At 32.4% G+C, this 23,636-nt stretch carries 23 protein-coding genes; 12 read left to right on the forward strand and 11 right to left on the reverse strand.

The window, feature by feature from the left end; translation table 11 throughout:
* The first annotated feature begins 4 nt into the window (after positions 1-4).
* Together OIU80_RS00380 and OIU80_RS00385 are read left to right on the forward strand one after the other, a co-directional pair.
* The gene (locus tag OIU80_RS00380) at positions 5-775 is read left to right on the forward strand and encodes a formylglycine-generating enzyme family protein (protein ID WP_264285132.1); all 771 of its coding nucleotides are present in this window, start codon (positions 5-7) and stop codon (positions 773-775) included.
* A 16-nt stretch (positions 776-791) separates the two neighbouring features.
* Positions 792-1,394, forward strand: coding sequence for an SCO family protein (locus tag OIU80_RS00385; protein ID WP_264285133.1), 603 nt, complete (start codon positions 792-794; stop codon positions 1,392-1,394).
* 389 nt (positions 1,395-1,783) lie between these two features.
* Here OIU80_RS00385 and OIU80_RS00390 read toward each other — a convergent pair whose 3' ends face one another.
* The 5 genes from OIU80_RS00390 to OIU80_RS00410 all read right to left on the reverse strand — a co-directional run bounded on the left by OIU80_RS00390 (position 1,784) and on the right by OIU80_RS00410 (position 7,237).
* Positions 1,784-3,055 carry a hypothetical protein gene (locus tag OIU80_RS00390; RefSeq protein ID WP_264285134.1) on the reverse strand — a complete coding sequence of 424 codons (1,272 nt, stop codon included), beginning with the start codon at positions 3,053-3,055 and terminating at the stop codon, positions 1,784-1,786.
* A 116-nt stretch (positions 3,056-3,171) separates the two neighbouring features.
* Positions 3,172-3,894: an iron-sulfur cluster repair di-iron protein gene (gene ric / locus OIU80_RS00395; protein ID WP_264285135.1), complete on the reverse strand. Its 723-nt coding sequence runs from the start codon at positions 3,892-3,894 to the stop codon at positions 3,172-3,174.
* Positions 3,895-3,907: 13 nt separating this feature from the next.
* Positions 3,908-6,145 (reverse strand): nitric-oxide reductase large subunit, encoded by a 2,238-nt coding sequence (locus tag OIU80_RS00400; RefSeq protein ID WP_264285136.1) that lies wholly within the window; start codon positions 6,143-6,145, stop codon positions 3,908-3,910.
* A gap of 96 nt (positions 6,146-6,241) precedes the next feature.
* Positions 6,242-6,763: an azurin gene (gene azu, locus OIU80_RS00405; protein WP_264285137.1), complete on the reverse strand. Its 522-nt coding sequence runs from the start codon at positions 6,761-6,763 to the stop codon at positions 6,242-6,244.
* 39 nt (positions 6,764-6,802) lie between these two features.
* A complete protein-coding gene (locus OIU80_RS00410) occupies positions 6,803-7,237 on the reverse strand; it encodes an RrF2 family transcriptional regulator (protein WP_264285138.1) in 435 nt (144 codons plus the stop codon).
* A gap of 201 nt (positions 7,238-7,438) precedes the next feature.
* On the opposite strand from OIU80_RS00410, the gene OIU80_RS00415 reads away from it, so the two are divergent.
* Positions 7,439-8,242 (forward strand): NYN domain-containing protein, encoded by an 804-nt coding sequence (locus OIU80_RS00415; protein ID WP_264285139.1) that lies wholly within the window; start codon positions 7,439-7,441, stop codon positions 8,240-8,242.
* Between the two features lie 50 nt (positions 8,243-8,292).
* Positions 8,293-9,804 carry an FMN-binding glutamate synthase family protein gene (locus OIU80_RS00420; RefSeq protein ID WP_264285140.1) on the forward strand — a complete coding sequence of 504 codons (1,512 nt, stop codon included), beginning with the start codon at positions 8,293-8,295 and terminating at the stop codon, positions 9,802-9,804.
* A 64-nt stretch (positions 9,805-9,868) separates the two neighbouring features.
* Here the strand turns inward: OIU80_RS00420 and OIU80_RS00425 are convergent, their stop codons facing one another.
* Positions 9,869-10,276 carry a hypothetical protein gene (locus OIU80_RS00425; RefSeq protein ID WP_264285141.1) on the reverse strand — a complete coding sequence of 136 codons (408 nt, stop codon included), beginning with the start codon at positions 10,274-10,276 and terminating at the stop codon, positions 9,869-9,871.
* A 269-nt stretch (positions 10,277-10,545) separates the two neighbouring features.
* Between OIU80_RS00425 and OIU80_RS00430 the strand changes: the two genes are divergently transcribed.
* The 4 genes from OIU80_RS00430 (at position 10,546) to OIU80_RS00445 (ending at position 15,523) form a co-directional block, all read left to right on the forward strand.
* Positions 10,546-11,121, forward strand: a complete 576-nt coding sequence (locus OIU80_RS00430) for a non-canonical purine NTP diphosphatase (protein WP_264285142.1) — start codon at positions 10,546-10,548, stop codon at positions 11,119-11,121.
* 207 nt (positions 11,122-11,328) lie between these two features.
* Positions 11,329-13,224: a DEAD/DEAH box helicase gene (locus tag OIU80_RS00435; RefSeq protein WP_264285143.1), complete on the forward strand. Its 1,896-nt coding sequence runs from the start codon at positions 11,329-11,331 to the stop codon at positions 13,222-13,224.
* Positions 13,225-13,312: 88 nt separating this feature from the next.
* On the forward strand, positions 13,313-14,080 hold the full coding sequence (locus OIU80_RS00440) for a carboxypeptidase-like regulatory domain-containing protein (RefSeq protein WP_264285144.1): 768 nt from the start codon (positions 13,313-13,315) through the stop codon (positions 14,078-14,080).
* 132 nt (positions 14,081-14,212) lie between these two features.
* The gene (locus OIU80_RS00445; protein ID WP_264285145.1) at positions 14,213-15,523 is read left to right on the forward strand and encodes a DUF389 domain-containing protein; all 1,311 of its coding nucleotides are present in this window, start codon (positions 14,213-14,215) and stop codon (positions 15,521-15,523) included.
* A 298-nt stretch (positions 15,524-15,821) separates the two neighbouring features.
* On the opposite strand, the gene OIU80_RS00450 is transcribed toward OIU80_RS00445, so the two are convergent.
* A complete protein-coding gene (locus tag OIU80_RS00450; protein WP_264285146.1) occupies positions 15,822-17,282 on the reverse strand; it encodes an aminoacyl-histidine dipeptidase in 1,461 nt (486 codons plus the stop codon).
* 109 nt (positions 17,283-17,391) lie between these two features.
* On the opposite strand from OIU80_RS00450, the gene OIU80_RS00455 reads away from it, so the two are divergent.
* The 3 genes from OIU80_RS00455 (at position 17,392) to OIU80_RS00465 (ending at position 19,652) form a co-directional block, all read left to right on the forward strand.
* On the forward strand, positions 17,392-18,453 hold the full coding sequence (locus OIU80_RS00455; protein ID WP_264285147.1) for a DUF3810 domain-containing protein: 1,062 nt from the start codon (positions 17,392-17,394) through the stop codon (positions 18,451-18,453).
* 67 nt (positions 18,454-18,520) lie between these two features.
* Positions 18,521-19,015, forward strand: a complete 495-nt coding sequence (locus tag OIU80_RS00460) for an RNA polymerase sigma factor (protein WP_035623144.1) — start codon at positions 18,521-18,523, stop codon at positions 19,013-19,015.
* 7 nt (positions 19,016-19,022) lie between these two features.
* Entirely contained in the window at positions 19,023-19,652 is a 630-nt protein-coding gene (locus OIU80_RS00465) for a hypothetical protein (RefSeq protein ID WP_264285148.1), read from the forward strand.
* 127 nt (positions 19,653-19,779) lie between these two features.
* Here OIU80_RS00465 and OIU80_RS00470 read toward each other — a convergent pair whose 3' ends face one another.
* Both OIU80_RS00470 and OIU80_RS00475 read right to left on the reverse strand, forming a co-directional pair.
* The gene (locus tag OIU80_RS00470) at positions 19,780-20,589 is read right to left on the reverse strand and encodes a lysophospholipid acyltransferase family protein (protein WP_264285149.1); all 810 of its coding nucleotides are present in this window, start codon (positions 20,587-20,589) and stop codon (positions 19,780-19,782) included.
* 316 nt (positions 20,590-20,905) lie between these two features.
* Positions 20,906-21,550 (reverse strand): NUDIX hydrolase, encoded by a 645-nt coding sequence (locus OIU80_RS00475; RefSeq protein WP_264285150.1) that lies wholly within the window; start codon positions 21,548-21,550, stop codon positions 20,906-20,908.
* A gap of 93 nt (positions 21,551-21,643) precedes the next feature.
* On the opposite strand from OIU80_RS00475, the gene OIU80_RS00480 reads away from it, so the two are divergent.
* Positions 21,644-22,078: a DUF4268 domain-containing protein gene (locus tag OIU80_RS00480; protein WP_264285151.1), complete on the forward strand. Its 435-nt coding sequence runs from the start codon at positions 21,644-21,646 to the stop codon at positions 22,076-22,078.
* 185 nt (positions 22,079-22,263) lie between these two features.
* Here OIU80_RS00480 and OIU80_RS00485 read toward each other — a convergent pair whose 3' ends face one another.
* Positions 22,264-22,674 (reverse strand): hypothetical protein, encoded by a 411-nt coding sequence (locus OIU80_RS00485; RefSeq protein ID WP_264285152.1) that lies wholly within the window; start codon positions 22,672-22,674, stop codon positions 22,264-22,266.
* Between the two features lie 4 nt (positions 22,675-22,678).
* On the reverse strand, positions 22,679-23,623 hold the full coding sequence (locus tag OIU80_RS00490) for an NAD(P)H-dependent flavin oxidoreductase (protein ID WP_264285153.1): 945 nt from the start codon (positions 23,621-23,623) through the stop codon (positions 22,679-22,681).
* Positions 23,624-23,636: the final 13 nt, after the last annotated feature.

Raw genomic sequence — 23,636 nt, forward strand, 5'->3', positions numbered from 1 at the left:
TATTATGCAAAAAAACATTTTAATTATTCTTCTTTTCTTGGCTTATATGGGAATGGTAAGCGCACAAGGATCGAAAATGGTTCCAATAAAAGAGGGCTCTTTTGTCCCTCTTTATGGGACTACAGATAAAACACCTGTTGCAGTAAAATCATTTTACATAGATGTTTATCCTATTACAAATAGTGAGTTTTTGGCTTTTATCAAAAAGAATCCAAACTATAGTAAATCTAAAATAAAAGGACTTTTTGCAGACAAAAGTTATCTATCGTATTGGAAAGGTGATTTAGATTTTGGAAATTCAAATCCTAAAGCTCCCGTAACAAACGTTTCCTGGTTTGCTGCTAAGAAATACTGCGAATGTCAAGGCAAACGATTACCTACAATGGATGAATGGGAATATGTTGCTATGGCAGATGAAAAAAAGATTGATGCCAGAACCAAAGCTGAATTTAACAAATACATATTGTCTTGGTATGAGAAATCAAAAACATATGAAAACCCCATTGGACAAACATTCAAAAATTATTGGGGTGTTTATGATATGCATGGATTAATATGGGAATGGACTTCTGACTTTAATAGCATTTTTTTGTCTGGAGAATCAAGAAAAGACAAGAGTAATGATAAAAATCTTTTTTGCGGTGGAGCCTCAGTAAATGCAAGTGACTTAATGGATTATGCTGCTTTTATGCGTTATGCATTTAGAGGAAGTCTCAAGGCGCAATACTCAACTAGAAGTCTAGGGTTTCGATGTGCTAGCTCTACAAAACTATAATTCTAAATCTTTTAAGATGAAAAAAACAATAATCGCAATCTTTATTCTTCTTTTTACTTTACAAAGCTGTAAAGATTCAAAAAAGGAAAATGATTCATTAGCCTCAAAAGACAAACCAATTAGCGATTTATCTATTTATAATTTACCCACTCAATGGACAACTCAGGATGGTAAAGACATTGAACTAAAAAGCTTAAAAGGGAATGTTCTTGTTATGGTAATGATATACACAACTTGTAAAGCTGCTTGTCCAAGACTAGTTGCCGACATGAGAAACATAGAATCTCGATTAAATGTAAAAACCAAGAAAAATGTAAAACTTATATTGGTAAGCATCGACCCAGAAACCGATACTCCCGAGAAACTAAAAGCATTTGCTATTGCCAATAAAATGGATCATGATCCTTGGATTTTCTTACGCTCTACTGAGGAAAACACCCGCGAATTTGCGGCAATTCTTGCTGTTAACTATAAAAAAATATCTCCTATAGATTTTTCGCACTCTAATATTATAAGTGTTTTTAATCCAGATGGAGAGTTAATTTACCAACAAGAAGGTTTAGGTGTAAACAATGACAAAACGATTGACAGAATAAATCTGGAAGCCGAAAAAATTTAATTAGGTTAATTAATTCGTAAAAAACAAGGGAAGATTTTAATTAATCGACTCTTGTTTTTTGTTTTATAATATGCATGAGAATTAACTGCAAGGCTTTAAAATCCTCTTAATCTGTGTTGGAAAAATTAACCCCAAAGTCAGTAAAGATTTACGCAAAGTTGTGAAATCCTTTTATCCCGATAGCTATCGTGGTCGCAAAAAAAGAACGCGGATTAATCAGATTTACAAAAGTAAAGACACGGATAAAAACGGATTTTAAAACAATAGAAAGTAAATCCGTTTTTTATCCGCGTTTTCGCCTTAGCGAATCCGTTTAATCCGCGTTCGATTATAGGCAATTCTATCTCGCTATTTTAGGTTACAAAATTAATTAATGAAGATTAGTGCAATTACTTCGTCAGTTCGCTATTACTTGGGTTGAGGCTAACCTCTTTTGGTAACATTTTTGTTTTAAATATTGAAGCTGTAATCAAGCTTAAACCTACAACAATAAGAATACTTGTTCCAAAAATTTCTTCGTAATAACCCCAAAGCGGACCTTTCCCAAAATAAAGAAATCCTCCTTGAACAAATAATAATACTTCGGTTATTATATATCCAAAAATAAAACATTTTATTCCTATGCGAAGCAAATAGGATTGATGCGAAAGCAACTTACTCTGAATTAACACTCCAAGTAAAAATCCTGTAATAATACCTAGGGTTGTTAAATGAATAAAACCAATTATAAAACTTCGGATTTGATGTGAAACTTCACCTAAATTAGGTATCAGAACCAATAATTGTATGCCTGTTTTCAAGAATAAGGAACATAAAGCTAAGCCATAAACTATTTTAGTCGTTGAGTCTAAATTGGTTTTAAACCAAGCTATTTGAGGCTTTAGCATTTTATAGAAATAAACAAAAGCAACCAATTGCAGAACAACTCCAATAGTATTAATCCAACTTAATAAATTGTTCTCGACATACCAACTTATTGGGAATGCAACCGTTAAAAATGTTGCTACAATAAGCAGAATGAAGAATATTTTGAAAGCTTTTTTTTCTATCTTATCATCAAATTGCTTTAAAAACAAAGCCAAAACTGAAAATAAAAACCAGCCATTAAACTGAAAATGCAAAAAAAACTGAATTGCAATTTGATAAAAAGCACTTTGTTTTCCTAGCATACTTACTGCAGGACCTAGGCACCAAACTCCCAAAGTCGAAAAAACCATAAATAGAACTGCAACTAATAAGAGTTTATGATGACTTGTTCTATCCTTAAAACCATCTTTCCAAACCAACCAACAAAAAACATAACTCAATAAAATATGCATTGTAGAAAATACTATCGAAAACAAGGCATATCCCTGAATAGGAAAACTTACCATCATACCTATAACAGCAAATTCAGTAACCCAAAATAACTGACTGTAAATCGGCTTCTCCCCTTTTTCTTTTGGAAGATAAAAACGAACAATCAAAACATAAATCATCAAATACGCCCAGCCAAGCATTGCCACATGAGAATGCGCATGAAGCAAAAAACTATAATTTATATTTAATGGAAATAGATAGAGATAACGCATCAATAACCCCATAAGTGAGGCTATCAAGAAATTAAAGAAGCAACATATAATCCAACTTTTTTGCGAACTCATTTTAGATAACAATTTCATTTTTAATTAAATTAAAAGTAGTTTAAAACATCTATTATTATCAATTTATAATAATAAAAATGCACCGATGTTAATTAATTTATCGGTGCATTCTCTTAATCAATATACATTTACTTTTAAGAGAACTCTTTCTCTAGAACCATTGCTTTAGGAAACAAAATATTATTTTCTAAATGAATGTGTGTATGTAAATTCTCTTCAAATTCCTTTAGCATTGCAAATGTTACTTTATAAGTAGTACATCCATCACTTGGCGCTGTATAATCATTTGTTAAGCTAGCAATTTCGCGAAAGCGTTCTCCCTCAGTATCATGTTCTTGCATCATCATTGCAATTGGATTCGATACCGTTCCAAAAGGAGGTTGCATCAAATCTGCTTCCGTTTCTTTTGATTTTACCATCTTTTTTATAAAAGGAAACAGCATTAATTCTTCTTTTTTCATGTGTTGTGCTAATTCGCTTGCGCATTCGGTAAACAATTCGTTTATCCTGAACAGTTCTGGATGATTCCCTCCATGAACACTACAAAGTTTATTTAGGAATTGCATAATAATGATTGATTTATCTTCTACATAACGGTGATGCGTTTTTTCGATATAATCAGCCAATAAATCCAATGGCCATGAATTAAAATCTATTTTATTAGTATCCTCTGCCGATAAAGCTTCTTGAATTTTTTTCAGCAAAACTTTAGGTTCAATTTCTTGTTTTACACAAACCTCTGTGATAGTTCTGCCTCCTTTACAACAAAAATCGATTTTATATTTTGAAAATACTGCTGCTGTTCTATAATCTTCAGCTACAAATGCTCCAATTGTTTTATTTTGTAAACTTTCCATAATTCTTAATTTATTATTTTTTTCTATTTTTTAACGTCAAATCAAAAACAAACCAAGCTGTAGTTATAATTCCTATCCCAAAGATAGAATCACCTATAGCACGCATCCATTTAAGAGTAATCATTGTAGGTTGTTGCATCAATTCTGATGAACGAGCATACCACATTCCGTGATCAATACTTTCGATCGCCTGCCAAATTCCTATCGGCAGCAAACTCAACACAGCCATTAAAAACAACCCTATATTTAATGACCAAAAAGTAATCTTAAGTAATTTCTCGTTCCAGGTAATGTCTCGGTATAAACTTCTTAACACGAAAAGCATTAACCCAATTCCTAACATTCCGTAAACTCCAAACAATGCTGTATGCGCGTGAAGAGGTGTAGTATTTAAACCTTGCACATAATAAAGTGCTATCGGTGGATTTATTATGAATCCAAAAACTCCAGCACCAAGGAAATTCCAGAACGCTACTGCAATCATAAAATAAATAGGCCATTTATAATCTATAATCCATTGCGTAGATTTTGACAATTTATAATTTTGATATGCTTCAAAACCAATTAATGTAAGCGGTACAACTTCTAACGCACTAAACGATGCTCCTAATGCCATAATAGCTGTGGGAGTTCCTGAGAAATACAAGTGATGAAATGTTCCCAGAATACCACCTGCCATGAAGATAATAGTTGCCAACAAAACATTTAAAGTAGCCGTTTTCGTTTTTAACAATCCCAATCGAACAAATAAAAATGCGATAACAACTGTTGCAAATACTTCAAAGAATCCTTCTACCCAAAGATGAACAACCCACCATCTCCAATATTCGGCAATCGCTAGATTTGTTTGTCTTCCCCACATTAATCCTGCTCCATAAAACATGGCAATTGCAGTACAAGAGATTAAAAATAAAACGATTAGATTTTTTTCTTCTGTTTTTTTCTTTAAAACTGGAATCAATGGTCGTATCATTAATGCTAACCATAAGAACAATCCAACTAAAAGGAATATCTGCCAAAAACGTCCTAGATCTACATATTCATAACCTTGATGTCCAAACCAAAAATTTTGCACTAGGTTTAGTTTTTGCATTACTCCAAACCATTGTCCAACCATTGAACCCAAAACAATGATTAGTAGAGCAATAAACAAGAAATTAACTCCGAAACATTGAAATTTAGGATCTTTACCCGAAACTGCCGGAGCAATATATAATCCTATTGCCAACCATGCTGTTGCTATCCAAAAAATAGCCAGTTGTGTATGCCAGGTTCTTGTTACTGCATACGGCAAAATTTGATCTATTGGAATGCCATATAACGCATTTCCTTCAACACCATAATGAGCTGTAATTATTCCTAAAGCCATTTGAATAATCATCAGTAAGCTCACCACCCAAAAATATTTTTTGATCAGATGCATTGATGGAGTCATTCCTTGATTGATTATTGGATCTTTGGATGGTAGAGGAAACGCTTCGTCTTCACCCGATTTAGCATGATAAAACACTAGAATTCCAATACTAAAAATCAATAAAATAATACTTACACCTGACCAGGCAAGTAACTCTTTTGTAGCAATGTTACCAACCAGTTCATCTGATGGCCAGTTATGTGTATAAGAAATATTAGAATTGGGACGTTCTGTTACTGTAGCCCAAGTAGCCCAAAAGAAAAAAGCATTCATTTTATGCATTCTCGCCTCCTCTTTTATAGCATTTTTAGGAATGGCATAGTCTTCCCTTAGTTTATCAAATTTAGGATCGTTGGTAAAAAGACCTTCATAATATTTGCTCAGGTATTTAATTGCTTCAACTCTATTTTCGGATATCGTAAGTGTTTGCGAATTTTCATCATAGCGATTTGTCCTTACGTCTTTTTGCAAACGTATCTTCAATCCTGCTTGTTTCTCTTTATCCAAATCATTAAATACTTTCCCGAAATCTTCTTGTGCGTATTTATCAAGAATAAACATTGCTTCTCGATGCAACCAATCGGCTGTCCAATCGGGAGCTACATATGCTCCATGTCCCCATATAGAACCAACTTCCTGTCCTCCTATACTTTGCCAAACATTTTGCCCATCTTTAATTTCGTCTTCAGAAAAAACAAGTTTTCCACTATCTGAAACTATCTGTTTGGGAATTGGAGGTGCTTGTTGGTAAATTTCATATCCATAGTATCCTAAAACGGCAAAGGATATGCTCATTACCAAAAAAAATGCAATCCATAATTTTTTTTCTCTTTTCATATATTCTTTTTAAATTTTTCTAATAAAAGACAAAACAGTCCTTTATTGGTTTAATAAAAAACTCTAACCCAATAAATTAGGATTAGAGTTCTTTAATTATTCAACTATTAAAACACCTTTCATCATAGAAACGTGCCCTGGGAAAGTACATAAAAAATTGTATGTTCCTTTTTTATCTACTGTAAATTCAATAGTGTCTTCTTCTCCACCACCAATTAATTTAGTATGTGCAATGATAGAAGCTTTTTCAGAAGCAGGAATATAGTCTGTGTCTTTGGCTGCAATCGCTTTGGCTGCAAAAGCTGCTTCGTCTGTACCTTCTTGTAGAATAACCAAGTTATGTCCCATAGCTTCTTTTGGAATTTTACCTACATGTTTTAATGTTAACGTTATTGGTTTTCCTGCTACTGCTCTTAGTTCTTTGGTATTAAACTGCATTTGATCATTTCCTTCAATGACTAAAACATTACTTACTGCTTCAGTTTGTCCTTCAGAATCTGATGTTTGTTCATTTATCTCTGTTGATTCACCAGTTGGAGTTGCTTCTTTTTTTCCACAAGAAGTTATTGCTAAACATCCCATTAGCATTAGAATCGAAATTTTGATTTTTTTATTCATTTTTGTGTATTTAAATTATATAATATTAATTGTTTTTATTTATCGTTTTAAGAAAAAATCTCCAGACTTCACTCCCAAAGCAAGTTCTTCTAAAGTTGTGTTTGTAAGCATATCTAATAATAACCCACGTATTACCTTGAACTCATTGTGTACTGGACAAGGGTGTGTTTCTGAACATTCTTTTAAACCAATACCGCAACCCATATATATACTATCTCCGTCAACTGCATCAACAATCTGGATTAATTTAATCGATTTAATAGCTCTAGTAGAAACTTCAAATCCTCCTCCCACGCCTTTTGCTGAATCTATAATACCATTTTTGGTAAGAATCTGCATTATTTTGGCAGTAAACGGTTCAGGCGAATCAATTTCTTTTGCTACATCTTTTATCCCAACACGAATTCCTTGCGAAGATTTGGTTGCAATAAATATTGAGGCTCGAATGGCATATTCACATGCTTTTGAAAACATAGACTAGTTAATTATATTTTATACAAATATACTCAAAAAACTTATTAAAAGACAAATTTATCTTTAATAGATTTTAAATAAAAAAAGCTTATTTATAACCAGAATAATTTAATTATTCAAAACACATATTATAAAGCAACTTCCTTTAAAACAAATTTTAATTTTACCTTTGGTAGATTATAATTTTGTAAAACCTATAAAATGTCTTTAAACAGCAACCGAGAATTAAAACTTGCTGTACTTATCGATGCCGATAATGTACCGTATAGTAATGTAAAAGGTATGATGGAGGAAATTACTAAATTTGGTACTCCAACAACCAAACGTATTTATGCCGACTGGACAAAACCTAATGCAAATGGCTGGAAAAGTGTTTTACTAGAGCATGCCATTACTCCTATTCAACAATATAGTTATACCGTAGGTAAAAATTCCTCAGATTCAGCATTAATTATTGATGCCATGGATTTATTATATTCTGGCAAATTAGATGGTTTTTGTATTGTTTCGAGCGATAGTGATTTTACAAGACTAGCTATTAGATTGCGAGAATCTGGCATGAAAGTAATTGGAATTGGCGAAAAGAAAACACCAAGCGCCTTTATTGTAGCTTGTGATCGTTTTATATATATTGAAGTATTGGATGGTGCTATTAAAAAGAAAGATCCAAAACCTACAGCTTCAGACTCTAAAAAAACTATTGAAAAACCAACTGGTAAACAAAGCGAAAAACAGACTGAAAAACCTTTAAACAAAATCGATTTACAAACCATTGAACTCATCGAAGATACTATTGATGCAATAGGTGATGACGACGGATGGGCTTTCTTGGGGGACATTGGTAATCTTTTAGTAAAAAAGAAACCTGAATTTGACCCACGAAATTATGGCTTCTCAAAATTAACTCCAATGCTAAAATCTTTAACTGATATTCTCGAAATCGATGAGAGAGATTCAGATAAAAAAGGAATCAAACACAATTACGTTCGCTTGAGATACAGCTAACTATTCTACAATTACATACTTTACACATTTCAAATTAAATATTAAAAAACATGAGAAAAAAATTCTTTATTTACGGAATCTTATTGTTTCTAGTCGTCGCTGCAGTTTACCTTTATTCTGGTCGTGGTTTTTTACTTGTTATCATTTTACCAATATTATTAGTTATTGGGATTTATAATACCAAACAAGAAAAACACGCAATTCTTCGAAACTTCCCTGTTCTTGGTTATTTTAGATATCTTTTTGAAATGATTGCTCCTGAAATTCAACAGTATTTTATTGAAAGATCTACTGATGGTAAACCTTTTTCAAGAAACCAACGCTCATTAGTATATCAAAGAGCCAAAAATATAGATTCTAGTTCTCCTTTTGGAACGCAATTAAACCTTAATCACGATAGTTATGAAGGAATAAAACATTCTATTTTTCCAGCAAAAGTAAACGAAGAATTACCTCGAGTTCTTGTTGGCGGAAAAGATTGTAAGCAACCTTACTCAGCTTCTTTACTAAATATTTCAGCAATGAGTTTTGGTTCTCTTAGTGAAAATGCTGTTCGTGCCTTAAACATAGGTGCTCAAAAAGGAAAATTCTATCAAAATACTGGCGAAGGTGGACTTACAGAGTTTCATCTTGCTGGTGGCGGTGATGTTACTTGGCAAATTGGTACGGGATATTTTGGATGCCGTGATGCAAATGGAAACTTTGATGGGGAAAAATTTAAAGAAAAAGCATTACTTCCAAATGTAAAAATGATAGAAATTAAACTATCACAAGGAGCAAAACCTGGACATGGTGGTGTACTTCCTGCTAGTAAAAACACAGAGCAAATAGCTAAAATAAGAGGAGTTGAACCACATACTACAATTTTATCACCTCCTAGCCATAGTGCATTCTCTGATGCAAAAGGATTGGTTCATTTTGTAGCTCGTTTACGTGAATTATCAGAAGGGAAACCAATTGGTTTTAAACTTTGTATTGGAAATACTAAAGAATTTGAAGAAATTTGTAATGAAATGATTGCAGAAGATTGTTATCCTGATTTCATTACTATAGATGGTGCCGAAGGTGGTACTGGTGCTGCTCCGCTAGAATTTGCAGATGGCGTTGGTATGCCATTTGAACCTGCTCTAATTTTTGTAAACAAAACATTGATTGCCTTAAATATTAGAGATAAGATGAGGGTAATTGGTAGTGGAAAAATCATCTCAGGATACTCTATACTGCATGCTGTAGCTCTTGGAGCAGATATGTGTAATAGCGCCAGAGGTTTCATGTTCTCATTAGGTTGTATTCAGGCGCTACGCTGCCATAATAACGAATGCCCAACGGGAGTTGCTACACAAAACAAAATGCTAATGAAAGGTTTGGTTGTTACAGATAAATCTGATCGTGTATACCATTTCCATAAAAACACTTTGCACTCAGCAAATGAATTATTAGCTGCATCTGGAAAAACCCATTTCTCCGATGTAGATATCAATATTTTTATGCGTGGTGATGAATTTACTAATCTATCTGAACTCTATTTCCCAGATAACTTAACAAGCGTTACTAAACGATAAATCTTAAAAGCCTCTTTGTGAATTACAAAGAGGCTTTTTTATTAAATCCAGAAAGACCAATAAATTATTCCTTCAACAAAACATCTAAAGTTTCATTATTCAATACCTCCTTATTAAGAACTGTATTATCATTAGCCAAGAAATAGGCATCAAACTGCACTCCTTCTTTAATTAATTCTTTAGGAATTTGATTTTTGTTTATCATATCCTTCAATAATTTAGGAAACGATATACTAGCTGCCGCTTTATTTGAATCATTTTCTGGTAAATTAGTTTCAAAACGCAGTTCGACTTTATTATCATTTATATAACCTCTAGCAGTAGTAAGTGTTACATGTTCTCCTTTAAAAGTTGCAGCAGTACTGTTATAAGTATTAACGTACTCTTGAAGTTTTTGCTTAGTATTTTTACAACTTACTAATAACAATACAATAGCAACGGTAAATAAAACTTGAGTTATTTTCTTAATCATTTTTTTATAGTTGAGTTAATGAATCATTCATTCAAACATAATCTAATTCCATTTCATACACAATACTTAATTACCGAAGAGAACATTCACAATCGATTGGTTAAATATCATGCTAGGGAATACTTTTATTTAAGTTTTGAACCAAGGTTCAATAACTAAGAGATACAGTGTACAGCAGGAATAACTCCATAAAAACTACAAAGTCAAAATTCCATGAAAACATTGTAACTTTGTATAAATATCTTTTTTAATTATACACCTATTATATAATGAATCTAGTTTTCGCTTCTAATAATAAAAATAAAATTCTCGAAATACAGAGTATACTTAATGGTAGCATAAAAATACTAAGTCTAGAAGATATTGGCTGTCATGAAGATATTCCAGAAACTGCAGATACTATTGAAGGGAATGCTATCCTTAAAGCTGATTATGTTACCCAAAAATACGGCTACGATTGTTTTGCTGACGATACAGGACTTGAAATAAGCGCTTTAAATGGTGAACCCGGAGTTTATTCGGCTAGATATGCTGGAGAGCAACGTGACTCTGATGACAATATGAATAAGGTTTTAAAAGGGTTAAATGACGTAACCAACCGTAATGCCCATTTTAAAACTGTAATTGCATTGAATCTTAACGGAAAGCAACATTTATTTACAGGAATCGCTAATGGAAGAATTACTCAGAATAAAAAAGGAAGTCAGGGCTTTGGTTATGACCCAATTTTTCAACCTGAAGGATACGAAGAAACTTTTGCTGAATTGCCCTTAAACATCAAAAATAAAATTAGCCATCGCGGAAAAGCAACGCAACAACTTATTGATTTTCTTAACATAATTTAATAATTGTTTAAAATGCAACATTTTATAGCATAAAATTTAAATTTCAAGACGTTTTTTTGCTACAATTTATAAAAAAATGAATACACAGAACGCAACGTCAAATATAACTATTTGATAATCAAATCATAATAAATATACAATTCTTAAAATAGCATTAGTTTATCTGAATAATTAACAGTAATTTTGCACCCTATTTTAAAAATACATATGAATAAATTTGAACAATTAGGATTGAGTGAATCGTTACTGAAGGCGATTTTAGATCTAGGATTTGAAAATCCGACCGAAGTACAGGAGAAAGCGATTCCCCTATTATTGGAAAAAGACACAGATATGGTTGCGTTGGCTCAGACAGGGACAGGGAAAACGGCAGCTTTTGGTTTTCCGCTAATTCAGAAAATTGATGCCAACAATAGAAATACACAAGCATTAATTTTATCTCCAACCCGCGAGCTTTGTTTACAAATTACTAACGAAATTAAAAACTACTCTAAATACGAAAAAGGTATTAATGTAGTAGCAGTTTACGGTGGTGCAAGTATTACAGAACAAGCAAGAGACATAAAAAGAGGAGCACAAATTATTGTGGCTACTCCAGGTAGAATGCAAGATATGATTAACAGAGGATTGGTAAACATTTCTCAAATCAACTATTGTGTTCTTGATGAGGCTGATGAAATGTTAAACATGGGTTTTTACGAAGATATCGTAAACATCTTATCTACATCTCCAGACGAAAAAAGCACATGGTTGTTCTCTGCAACTATGCCACAAGAAGTTGCTAGAATTGCAAAACAATTCATGCACGAGCCATTAGAAATTACTGTTGGAGCTAAAAACTCAGGTTCTTCAACTGTATCTCACGAATTTTACTTAGTAAATGCACGTGATCGTTACGAGGCTTTGAAACGTTTAGCTGATGCTAATCCAGACATTTTCTCTGTAGTTTTCTGTCGTACTAAGAGAGACACTCAGGCTGTAGCCGAAAAATTAATTGAAGATGGATATAGCGCTGCAGCGTTGCACGGAGATTTATCTCAAGCACAACGTGATGGTGTAATGAAATCTTTCCGTGGAAGACAAATTCAGATGCTTGTTGCAACTGATGTTGCTGCACGTGGTATTGATGTTGATAGTATTACTCACGTAGTAAACTACCAATTACCTGACGAAATTGAAACATACAATCACCGTTCTGGTCGTACTGGTAGAGCTGGAAAATTAGGAACTTCTATTGTAATTGTTACTAAAAGTGAATTACGTAAGATTTCTTCTATCGAAAGAATTATCAAACAAAAATTTGAAGAAAAAACAATTCCTTCTGGAATCGAAATTTGCGAAATTCAATTATTGCACTTAGCAAATAAGATTAAAGATACTGAAGTTGATCACGAAATTGACAACTACCTTCCTGCTATTAACAACGTTTTAGAAGGATTATCTAAAGAGGAATTAATCAAGAAAATGGTTTCTGTTGAATTTAACCGTTTTATTGCTTATTACAAAAAGAACAGAGATATCTCTAACCAATCATCTGGTTCAGAAAGACGTGATGATAGAGATGGTGCTGCAAGACCTAACAACAACGGTGGTGCAACAAGATATTTCGTTAACATTGGATCAAGAGATAATTTTGATTGGATGTCATTAAAAGATTACTTGAAAGAAACATTAGACTTAGGTCGTGATGACGTTTTCAAAGTAGATGTAAAAGAAGGCTTCTCTTTCTTTAACACTGATCCTGAGCACACTGACAAAGTAATGGAAGTATTAAACAACGTACAATTAGAAGGACGTCGTATTAATGTTGAAATTTCTAAAAATGACGGTGGTGGAAGACGTGACCATAACGGAAGATCTGGTGGTGGTTTCGGCGGCGGAAGAAGTTCTGCTCCAAGAAGAGAAGGTTCTGGTGGCGGATTTAGAAGCGACAGAAATTCTGCTCCAAGAGAAGGTGGTTTTAGAAGCGACAGAAACGCTGCTCCAAGAGAAGGTGGTTTCAGAAGCTCAGCTCCAAGAAATGAAGGTAGTTCTGATAGAGCTCCAAGACGTTCTGAAAGCTTTGGTGATTCATCAAGACCAAGAAGACCAAGAAGAGATTAATTCTCTTTGTTAATTTTCTTATAATTAATATTAGAAGACTACAAAATATTCAATCCTGATTACTACTTTTAGAGTTTTAAATCAGTTTATGAAATACTTTGTAGTCTTCTTCTTTTTAGTACTATCCACGACCGCGTTTTCTCAAGACACAGAGCATGCTCAACGCGTATCTGGTTACATTGTTAATGACAATACAAAACTTCCACTATCTAGCGTAAACATCATCAATCTTAACAAAGTAAGAGGTGCTACATCTGATGCAAAAGGATATTTTGAAATTGATGTTCAGCCAAATGACACCTTACACTTCTCTATTTTAGGATTTCAATCCTTAAGAATTCGTGTTACTAATGACTGGATAAAAAATAAAGTCACTAAAATTCAGCTTACCGAAAAAGCAATTGCACTTGAAGAAGTCATAATAAGACCTTTTAACTTAACTGGATACCTAGAGGTTGACTCTAAGCTGATTCCTGCAAAAGAAAACTACCGTTATAGTATTTCCGGATTAACTCAAGGATATGAAGCGGGAGAATACTCTCCAAATGCTTTTGGGAAAGTACTAGGATCTATCTTTAATCCAACTGATGTACTTTATAATTTTTTCGGAAAAAACCCCAAGGAATTAAGAAAGCTCAAAGAAATGAAAAAAGACGATACTGTTCGTAATCTGTTAGAATCAAAATTCGACAGAGAAACGGTAGCTGTATTACTTGGAATAAGCAAAGATGAAATCCCTGAGATCTTGAAACGTTGCAACTATTCAGATTCTTTTATACAAACTGCAAATGACTTACAAATAATGGATGCCATAAGCGGTTGTTACGAACAATACAAAATACTTAAACGTAATTAAATACTTTAAAATAACAAAAAACGAATCCTCACTACCAAAAGTAGCTGAGGTTTTTTTTTACAACAACTCCTTCTTTCACAAACATTCTAATATATTTTTTTGTACTTTAACATTAAATAAACTCCTTTTCTAATGAAAAAAGAAATAAACAAAGTCCTAAACTTTATAGATCTTCATAAAGGAGAAGAAAACAAAAGAAAAGTAATTGAAAACATCACTAGCTCTATATCATTTAGAGGTTCTAATTTATGGATATTAGCCTGTGCGATACTAATTGCATCTGTTGGTTTAAATGTTAATTCAACAGCAGTAATAATTGGAGCCATGTTAATTTCACCTCTAATGGGTCCAATCGTTGGGGCAGGCTTCGGCTTAGGTATGTACGACTTTGAATTAGTAAAGAAGTCTATAAAAAACCTTCTAATTGCTACATTTGTGAGTCTAGCAATCTCTACGATATATTTTTACGCAAGCCCTTTTAAAGAGGCACAATCGGAGCTTTTGGCTAGAACTTCTCCAAATATATACGATATATTAATCGCCTTTTTTGGTGGTTTAGTTGGTGTTATTGCAGTAACAAGAGTCGAAAAAGGAAATCCAATTCCAGGTGTTGCAATAGCAACGGCTTTAATGCCTCCATTATGTACTGCCGGATACAGCTTAGCTTTAGGAAACATAGGTTATTTTTTAGGCGCCATGTATTTATACGCTATAAACTGTGTGTTTATTTGTATTGCAACTTTTATAATCGTAAAATTTCTAAAATATCCTATCGCTCAACAATTAGATATAAGACGTGAAAAACAAGTAAAATATGGTATTACTATACTTATCATGCTGATGATTTTACCTAGTATCTATTTTGCATATCAGCTTTTTGTTGAAAAAAGCTACCGCTTAAAGACTGAAGTCTTTATCAAAAAAGAGTTCACAGATCATGACTATCCCATAATATACAAAAGGATAGAATACAATAGTAATCCTAAAAAAATAGAGCTTGCATTTTTATCTAAAAAATTTAATAACGAAGAAATCAGCAATTTAAATAAAAAACTAATTGATTATAATTTACCAAACACTCAACTATTAATTCAGCAAGACACTTTTAATATAAGTCGGGACATCCTCAACAAAATGAATTCTAGCAAAGATTTAGTCGATAAAAAAGACATCATAATTAACAGCTTACGCGAACAGCTGTCTGAATATCAATTTAATAACGAACAAATCACAGACGAATCTAAAGTGCTTTTTCCTTATATATCTTCATTAGTCATTGGGAACTACTCTTATAAAAATGCACAAAACACCAAAATAATACCTGTTGTTCTATATCAAAGCAAGAAAGAATTAGATAAAGAAATGAATCATAAATTAAAATCATGGCTCAAAATTCGACTGGCTAAAGACTCCATAGAAGTATACAGACAACCATTTAAATAATAAATTTTTAATAGCTCATTAAGAGTAATCTTCTGAAAATAGTTACTATATTTACTTTTATATAATAAGAAATTAACTAAACTAGAATATCATGGCAAAGAGTCAAGACGCTAAAAAAACAGCAAAAAAAGAACCTCTAAAAACTGCAAAAGAAAAGAAAGAGGAAAAGAGAGAAAAGAAAAACAGCCCTAAAAGAGACTAATTTTTAGTAATCTGTTTTTAGTCGCAGTATTCAGTGACAGTCACAGTTTTCAATCTCAAAGGAAACTAAAAACTGTGACTGAATACTGAAACTTTATTACTTAACTGGAATATTAGAAAGTATTTCTAAAACAAATTTCCAATATTTTTGAGCAGATGATATACTTGCTCTTTCATCTGGCGAATGCGCTCCATGAATTGTTGGTCCAAAAGAAATCATATCCATATCTGGGTAATTAGTTCCCAAAATTCCGCATTCTAGACCAGCATGGCAAGCCACTACTTTAGGTTTTTCATTATTTTGTTTTTCGTAGATTCCAACTAAAACATCTAATATTTCAGACTTTACATTTGGAGTCCAACCAGGATAACTTCCTGAAAGTTCTACCTCACAGCCAACTAGTTCAAATGCTGAACGCAATGAGTTAGCCAAATCAAATTTAGAAGTCTCAACAGAAGAACGAGTTAAACATCCAACTGAAATTTCACCATCTTTTACAATTACGCGAGCGATATTATTTGAAGTTTCTACTAAATCCTCCATATCAGCACTCATTCTGTAAACTCCATTATGAGCAGCATAAATAGCACGGATAATACCTTCCTGAACTCCTAAATCCATTACTTTGTTAGGTAAATCGCATTTTACGATTTCTATCGTAAGATTTGGTTCAGTTGTTTTATACTCCGTTTTAATATCATTAATGATCTCCTGCATGTCAAAAATGTAAGCTTCATCAAACATTTCTGAAATGATTACTTTCGCAACACTTTCTCTCGGAATTGCATTACGCAAACTTCCTCCGTTGATCTCAACTACTTGCAATCCGAAATTTTCAAAAGCATCAAACAACAAACGGTTCATAATTTTATTGGCATTACCCAACCCTTTATGAATATCCATCCCTGAGTGACCTCCTTTTAGTCCTTTTACAGTAATAATGTGTCCAACCGAACCTTCTGGAACATCTTCTTCATTATATGTTCTTGTAGCAGTTACATCAATTCCTCCTGCACAACCAATATCAATTTCATCATCTTCTTCAGTATCCAAATTCAATAAAATCTGACCTTGAAGAATTCCTCCTTTTAAATTTAATGCTCCTGTCATTCCTGTCTCTTCGTCGATTGTAAACAACGCTTCGATTGCTGGATGCGGAATATCTTTACTTTCTAAAATTGCCATTATTGTCGCAACTCCAAGCCCATTGTCTGCACCAAGTGTAGTTCCACGAGCACGAACCCAATCCCCATCAACATACATATCTATTCCTTGCGTATCAAAATCAAAAACCGTGTCGGCATTTTTTTGATGTACCATATCCAAATGTCCTTGTAAAACAATGGCTTTACGATTTTCCATTCCAGGAGTAGCTGGTTTACGAATAATTACATTACGAATTTCATCCTCAAAAGTTTCTAATCCTAAACTAGTACCGAAGTTTTTCATGAACTCAATAACACGCTCTTCTTTTTTAGATGGACGTGGGACTGCGTTTAAATCGGCAAACTTATTCCAAAGTTCTTTTGGCTCTAAATTCCTTATTTCTTGACTCATTATGTTTTGTTTGAAGTTTAACATTTTCCAACCTCAAAGTTACAAAGTTTAAATTCTTTTTCGATACAATTGATATTGTATTTATATTTACGTATCCAAAATTTACACTGTGAAACGAAAATACATTCTTCCCTTATTCTTACTCTTACAAATCATCGTCTTAAAGATTATTCCGTTTTTCCCTGAATTCATCGAAAAATACTATAGTAACGGATTATACTTAAAGATTGCTTCTTTTTCAAGAATTACACTGGGATGGATTCCATTTTCTATAGGTGATTGTATTTACTTTATCCTGATTGCATTGTTCTTAAAATGGCTTTGGACAGAACGAAAATCATGGAAATTATTTTGGAAGGACAATCTCTTGGCCTCTCTAAGTTATCTCTCGATATTCTATTTTCTATTCCATTTTTTATGGGCTTTTAATTATTACCGAGAGCCTTTATTTGAAAAAATGGAAATTCAAAAAGATTATTCTGATGCTGATTTAATAGCTTTCACTCAAAAGTTAATCACAAAAACCAACTCCATTCAATCACAAATAACTAAAAATGATAGCCTCAAAGTTGTATTTCCCTATTCGCAGGAACAAGTCTTTAAAATGAACTTAAGCGGTTACGACAATCTTGCAATTGAACATCCTTATTTCTCCTATTCTCATTTAAGCGTAAAGAAATCACTTTTTAGCTTACCTCTTTCTTATATGGGATTTGGCGGTTATTTAAATCCATTTACCAATGAAGCCCAAGTAAATAGTCTAGGGCCGATGTATAGTTTTCCTATGACCACAAATCACGAAATGGCTCATCAAATGGGGTATGCAAGTGAGAGTGAATGTAATTTTATAGGTTTTTTGGCTTCGGTAAAAAACAACAATTTATATATCCAATATTCTGGTTATAGTTTAGCTTTACGCTACTGTTTAGGAATTCTAAGAGTAAAAGATGAAAAATTATTTAACCAAATAATAAAAACGATTCATCCTGGAATTCTAAAAAACTACAAAGAAAGTCAAGATTTTTGGAAGCAATACGAAACTTTTATTGAGTCTGGTTTTCATATTTTTTATGACAACTTCTTAAAGATGAACCAACAAAAAGACGGCATGGAAAGCTACAGCAAATTTGTTGATTTAATGGTGAATTACTACAAAAAGAAAGAACTATAGATTATAAATTATTTTTTTTGAAGCAAAAAACTGTAACAAAATTGGTATCATTAAGACTTATACAATTATGAGCGATAATTTAGAACATTCATTTGTTGTGCAATTGCAGGCAAACCAGAATATAATCCACAAAATTTGTAGATTATATACTGCTAACCAAGATGCTCACAAAGATTTGTTTCAAGAAATTACCATTCAGTTATGGAAAGCATATCCAAAATTTAGAGGTGATAGCAAATTTTCTACCTGGACCTATCGAGTCGCGCTAAACACCGCTATAACATTATATCGAAAAACAAAACGTTCGATAGCAACTGTAGAGTTTGAAAATCACCAACATTTTATAAAAGAAGTTGATTACAACTATGAGGAAGAAGAACAAATTAAGTTAATGTACAAAGCCGTTTACCAACTAAACGACATCGAGAAAGCACTAGTCTTTATGTATCTAGAAGATAAAGATTACCAAGAAATTGCCGAAACTTTGGGAATTAGTGAAGTTAATGCACGAGTGAAAATGAATAGAATTAAAGGGAAACTTAAAAAAATATTAAATCCTTAGAAAAAATATGAAAGAGCTGGATTTACTCAAAAAAGATTGGAATAAAACCGCAGATACTTTTCAACAAGTATCCGAGGTGGAGATTTATAATATGATTCATAAAAAATCGTCATCGATTGTAAAATGGATCTTAGTTATAAGTCTTCTAGAAATATTATTTTGGACCGCATCGAATTTTGTATTTAGCATTGATGAATTTTTAAAAAAAATTAATCATCCTGAATACATACTATATCTTGAAATAATAACATACTTTAATTATGTAGTAGTACTAATTTTTGTATATTTTTTCTACAAAAATTACGCTACTATATCGACTACAAAATCAACAAAATTGTTAATGAGCAGTATCTTAAGAACCCGAAAAACGATTCAATACTATGTTTGGTATAATTTAGCAATGGTCGTTTTAAGTTCTATTATAAGCTTTTTTATTGCTTTCTCTAGTCCTGAAATGAACTATCTCAAAGAAAAAATTGCGACCAATGGTACAGTAATGCTAATGGTAATAAGTATTTTACTTCTAGTTACTCTTATATCATTAGGGCTAGTATGGTGCTTCTACAGACTTATATACGGTACGCTACTACGAAGATTGTATGCTAATTATAAAGAACTTAAAAAGATTGATTTATAACAAAAAAGGTTCAAACATTCAAAGCTGCAGAGGTTCAAAGGTTGAGAAATACTTTTAAATCTAAAAATGGAGCTGTAAAATATATTTTACAGCTCCATTTTTTTTATGAAAATCATTATCTAGAAAACTAATAATCCCATCTACGCATTTTATTCAATTCTTCTTCTACTTTTAGTTCTTCTGACGGAATAACTTTTAAAAACGAAGGATGCTGTTCGATGGCATATTCTACTTTTTCAACAATTTCATCAATTGTATCATTATCATAATCAATAACAAGCGGTTCTTTGATAATAAATGATTGTAGAATTCCTTTCTTTTTCATTCGTAATCCTTTTTTATCAAAAGAACGTCGGAAACCATCAATTACAATTGGAACAACAATAGGTCTATGCTCCTTAATAATATGCGCTGTTCCTTTACGAACTGGCTTAAATGACTTAGTTGTTCCTTGCGGGAACGTGATCACCCACCCATCATTAAGAGCAATTTTAATATTTTCGGTATCATTAGGATTTACATCTCTTTTTTCGGTAACATCAACACCTTTAGCTCTCCAAGTACGTTCCACACTTATTGCTCCAACATAAGATAAAATTCGTGGCAACAAACCTGCTCTCATAGTTTCTTTAGCAGCTACATAATATATATTCATCTTAGGTTGCCATAAGTAACCTACATTTTTTATATTATCCTCTCTCCCACTCAAACTTGCGTTAAAAACATGAAACATAGCTACTACATCAGCAAAGTAAGTCTGATGATTAGATATAAAAAGAACATTAGTATCTGGTAAACTTCTTATAATTTCTGAGCCATCAATTTGCAATTCGTTAAAACCTCGGTAACGTCTATGTGTAATTCCCCCAAAAATTCGAATTAACCATTTTTTTATAAATAGTATATGACCAAAAGGATTTCTCTTAAACAATCCCATAAATTTATGTGTTATTTTGAAAATTAGAATGACAAACTTACGAAATTTATTTTTGTAGTTCCTACCAGCAACTACTCCAAACAAACAATCTGCAACACTCTAATTATCAGACACAATAATAATTTTCACTTAAAAGAAACACCATTACTGTTAAATAATTAATCTTAAAAAAAGTTTTAAATTTTACTAATTTAATCTAAAAGAGAGCTTCTTAAAAATGTAACAAAAAACCTTGTTTTATTATTTATCAAAACTATGCAAACAATTCTTCTGGAAACAGTAAATGTAAAATTAATAATATCTTTTCTTAAACTAATTAATTTACAAAACTCTCTTTCAAAACCTCTTTTAATTCACTCAATATCATAGCTGTTGCTCCCCAAACAATATGATTTTCTATTTTAAAAGCTGGAACAGTAATATTTTCAGCATACGAAGTTGATAAAATCGTTTCAACAACAATTTCATCATCTAAAAAAACGGAAAGAGGCAACTCTATAATATCAGCAACTTCTCTTGGATCTGGTCGGAAATGAATTTCTTCTTTACAAACGCCTAAAAAAGGATGTACTACAAAATTACTTGGCGGAATATAAGTTGGCGTAAATGCCTTTACAATTTCAATTTTATCAGGTAAAACACCTACTTCTTCATGTGTTTCACGTAAAGCTGTATAAGCATAACTCTCATCATCATGCTCATATTTCCCTCCTGGAAATGCAATTTGCGAAGAATGCACTCCATTATAGGCATTACGCACAATTAAAACCAAATGGGTAATATCATTTTTTGGATATAACAACATCATAACTGCAGCAACTCTCGGAGAATTAGCTTTAATATCGATATATTTCATGATTTCCATTCGTTCTAATGGAGCCATTTTAAAATGTGCTGCTTCAGCAGGGAGCTTTGCTTCTACTAGATTAGGAACAAAATGCAAAAAATATTGAAAATCCATAATCAAAGTCTATTTTTGTAGTCTCAAAATAATATATAAATATACTTTAGAAAATAGTGTCTCACAAATTTTCCAGAGTTTAAGCTAATAAAAATGTACAGTAAAGAAGAATCACAGAAAATGAAGAGAGAGTTTTGGGTGGCTTTTGCCGAGAAATATCCCCGAAAGTGGGTGCTCTACGATACCAAAATTAAAGATTTCTCTTTTAAATTTTATGTCGATAATAAAAAAGCACAGGTTTTAATAGACATCGAACACCGTAGTGACGACAAACGAAATGCTTACTATGAAAAACTGGAGGCGTTAAAAAATATTCTGGAAGACGAATTTATCAAAGACCTTGTTTTTGAAAAAGAATACACTTTAGAAAGTGGTAAAACTATCAGCCGTATTTGGGTAGAAAAACTAGGTGTTGGTTTTAGTAATCGTAAATATTGGGATGAAATATTCGACTTTTACTTTGAAAAAATGAATGCCTTGGAATTGTTTTACTTAGAATATGATGAGTTTATCAAGGATATTGAGTAGTTTTTTTGATTCTGAAGCTCTGAGCTACTAAGATTCTAATTTTCTACTTAACCTAAAATTCAAAAGAAATAAAAGTTTCGTGAATTGTGGTTATACAAGCCATTAAAAAACAACCCTGATAAGTTTTACAAACTTATCAGGGTTGTTTAATTTTTAATCTTCTCTAAATTATAGATTAGTATATTTTAGATAGTAAAAATATTATACACAATGATTCGGTCGTTGTAGTTTATATATAATTGCTTTCTGTTATCCTGCTTTTTTCTTGTTATAATCGATAATTTAGTATCGTTCCCTTTTAAATCTTTACAAATAAAAGAATACACAATATCTGTATCATTTTCTTCTCTAGCTATATAATCTGAAATTTGATATACTTGTGTCTCTTGTGAATTAACTACAATTCGGTTCTTATCTGTATCTAAAACAACCAAAATATTAACCAATTCCAAATCTGACCACTTACCCCATTTTCCTCTTTCATTTTTCTCTAAAACGCTATAACCAGAAGTTCTAAACTTATAACTCTGACTATAGGCTTGTTGCAAACCAAGTCCTAGAAAAAATAATACTATATAAATTTTTATTCGATTCATTTATTTAAAAATCTAAATTTAATGTTTGTTTACGTGCAGTTTCAAAATCTGAAATCATCTCATCTATAATTTCAGCAGCTGGTTTAATATCATGAATAAGTCCTGCTATTTGTCCTATTTCTAATTCTCCTTCTTCCAAATCTCCTTCAAACATACCGCGTTTTGCTCTTGCTCTTCCTAAAAGCGCAACAAGTTCCTCTTTTGTTGGACATTTTTCATACAATGCCTGAACATCTTGATAAAATTTATTCTTAATTAATCGCACTGGAGCCAATTCTTTCAATGTCAAATGTGTACCCCCTTCTTTTACATTAACAATAGTTTGTTTAAAATTATCATGTGCAGAAGATTCTGTTGAGGCTGCAAAACGGCTGCCCACCTGAACTCCATCTGCACCTAAAACCATTGCTGCAAGCATTCCTTTTCCTGTTGCAATTCCTCCTGCTGCTATGAGTGGAATACTAATTTTTTCGCGCACCATCGGGATTAATGTAAAAGTCGTTGTTTCATCACGTCCATTATGTCCTCCTGCTTCAAAACCTTCTGCTACAATGGCATCTACACCTGCTTCCTGAGCTTTTAAAGCAAAAATAGTACTACTTACCACATGCACAACTGTAATCCCTTTTTCTTTTAAAAAAGATGTCCATGTTTTAGGATTTCCTGCCGATGTAAATACAATTTTCACCCCTTCATCAACAATTATTTTTATGATTTCGTCGATATTAGGATACAGCATTGGCACATTCACTCCAAAGGGTTTTGAAGTTGCTTTTTTACATTTCTGAATGTGTTCTCGCAATACTTCTGGGTACATTGAGCCTGCTCCTATTATTCCTAAACCACCAGCATTACTCACTGCACTTGCAAGTTTGTATCCACTATTCCAAATCATTCCTGCCTGAATTATTGGGTATTTTATATTAAAAAGAGTTGTTATTTTATTCATGTACTACTGCCAA

Source organism: Flavobacterium frigoritolerans (genome assembly GCF_025847275.1).
Lineage (GTDB): Bacteria > Bacteroidota > Bacteroidia > Flavobacteriales > Flavobacteriaceae > Flavobacterium > Flavobacterium frigoritolerans.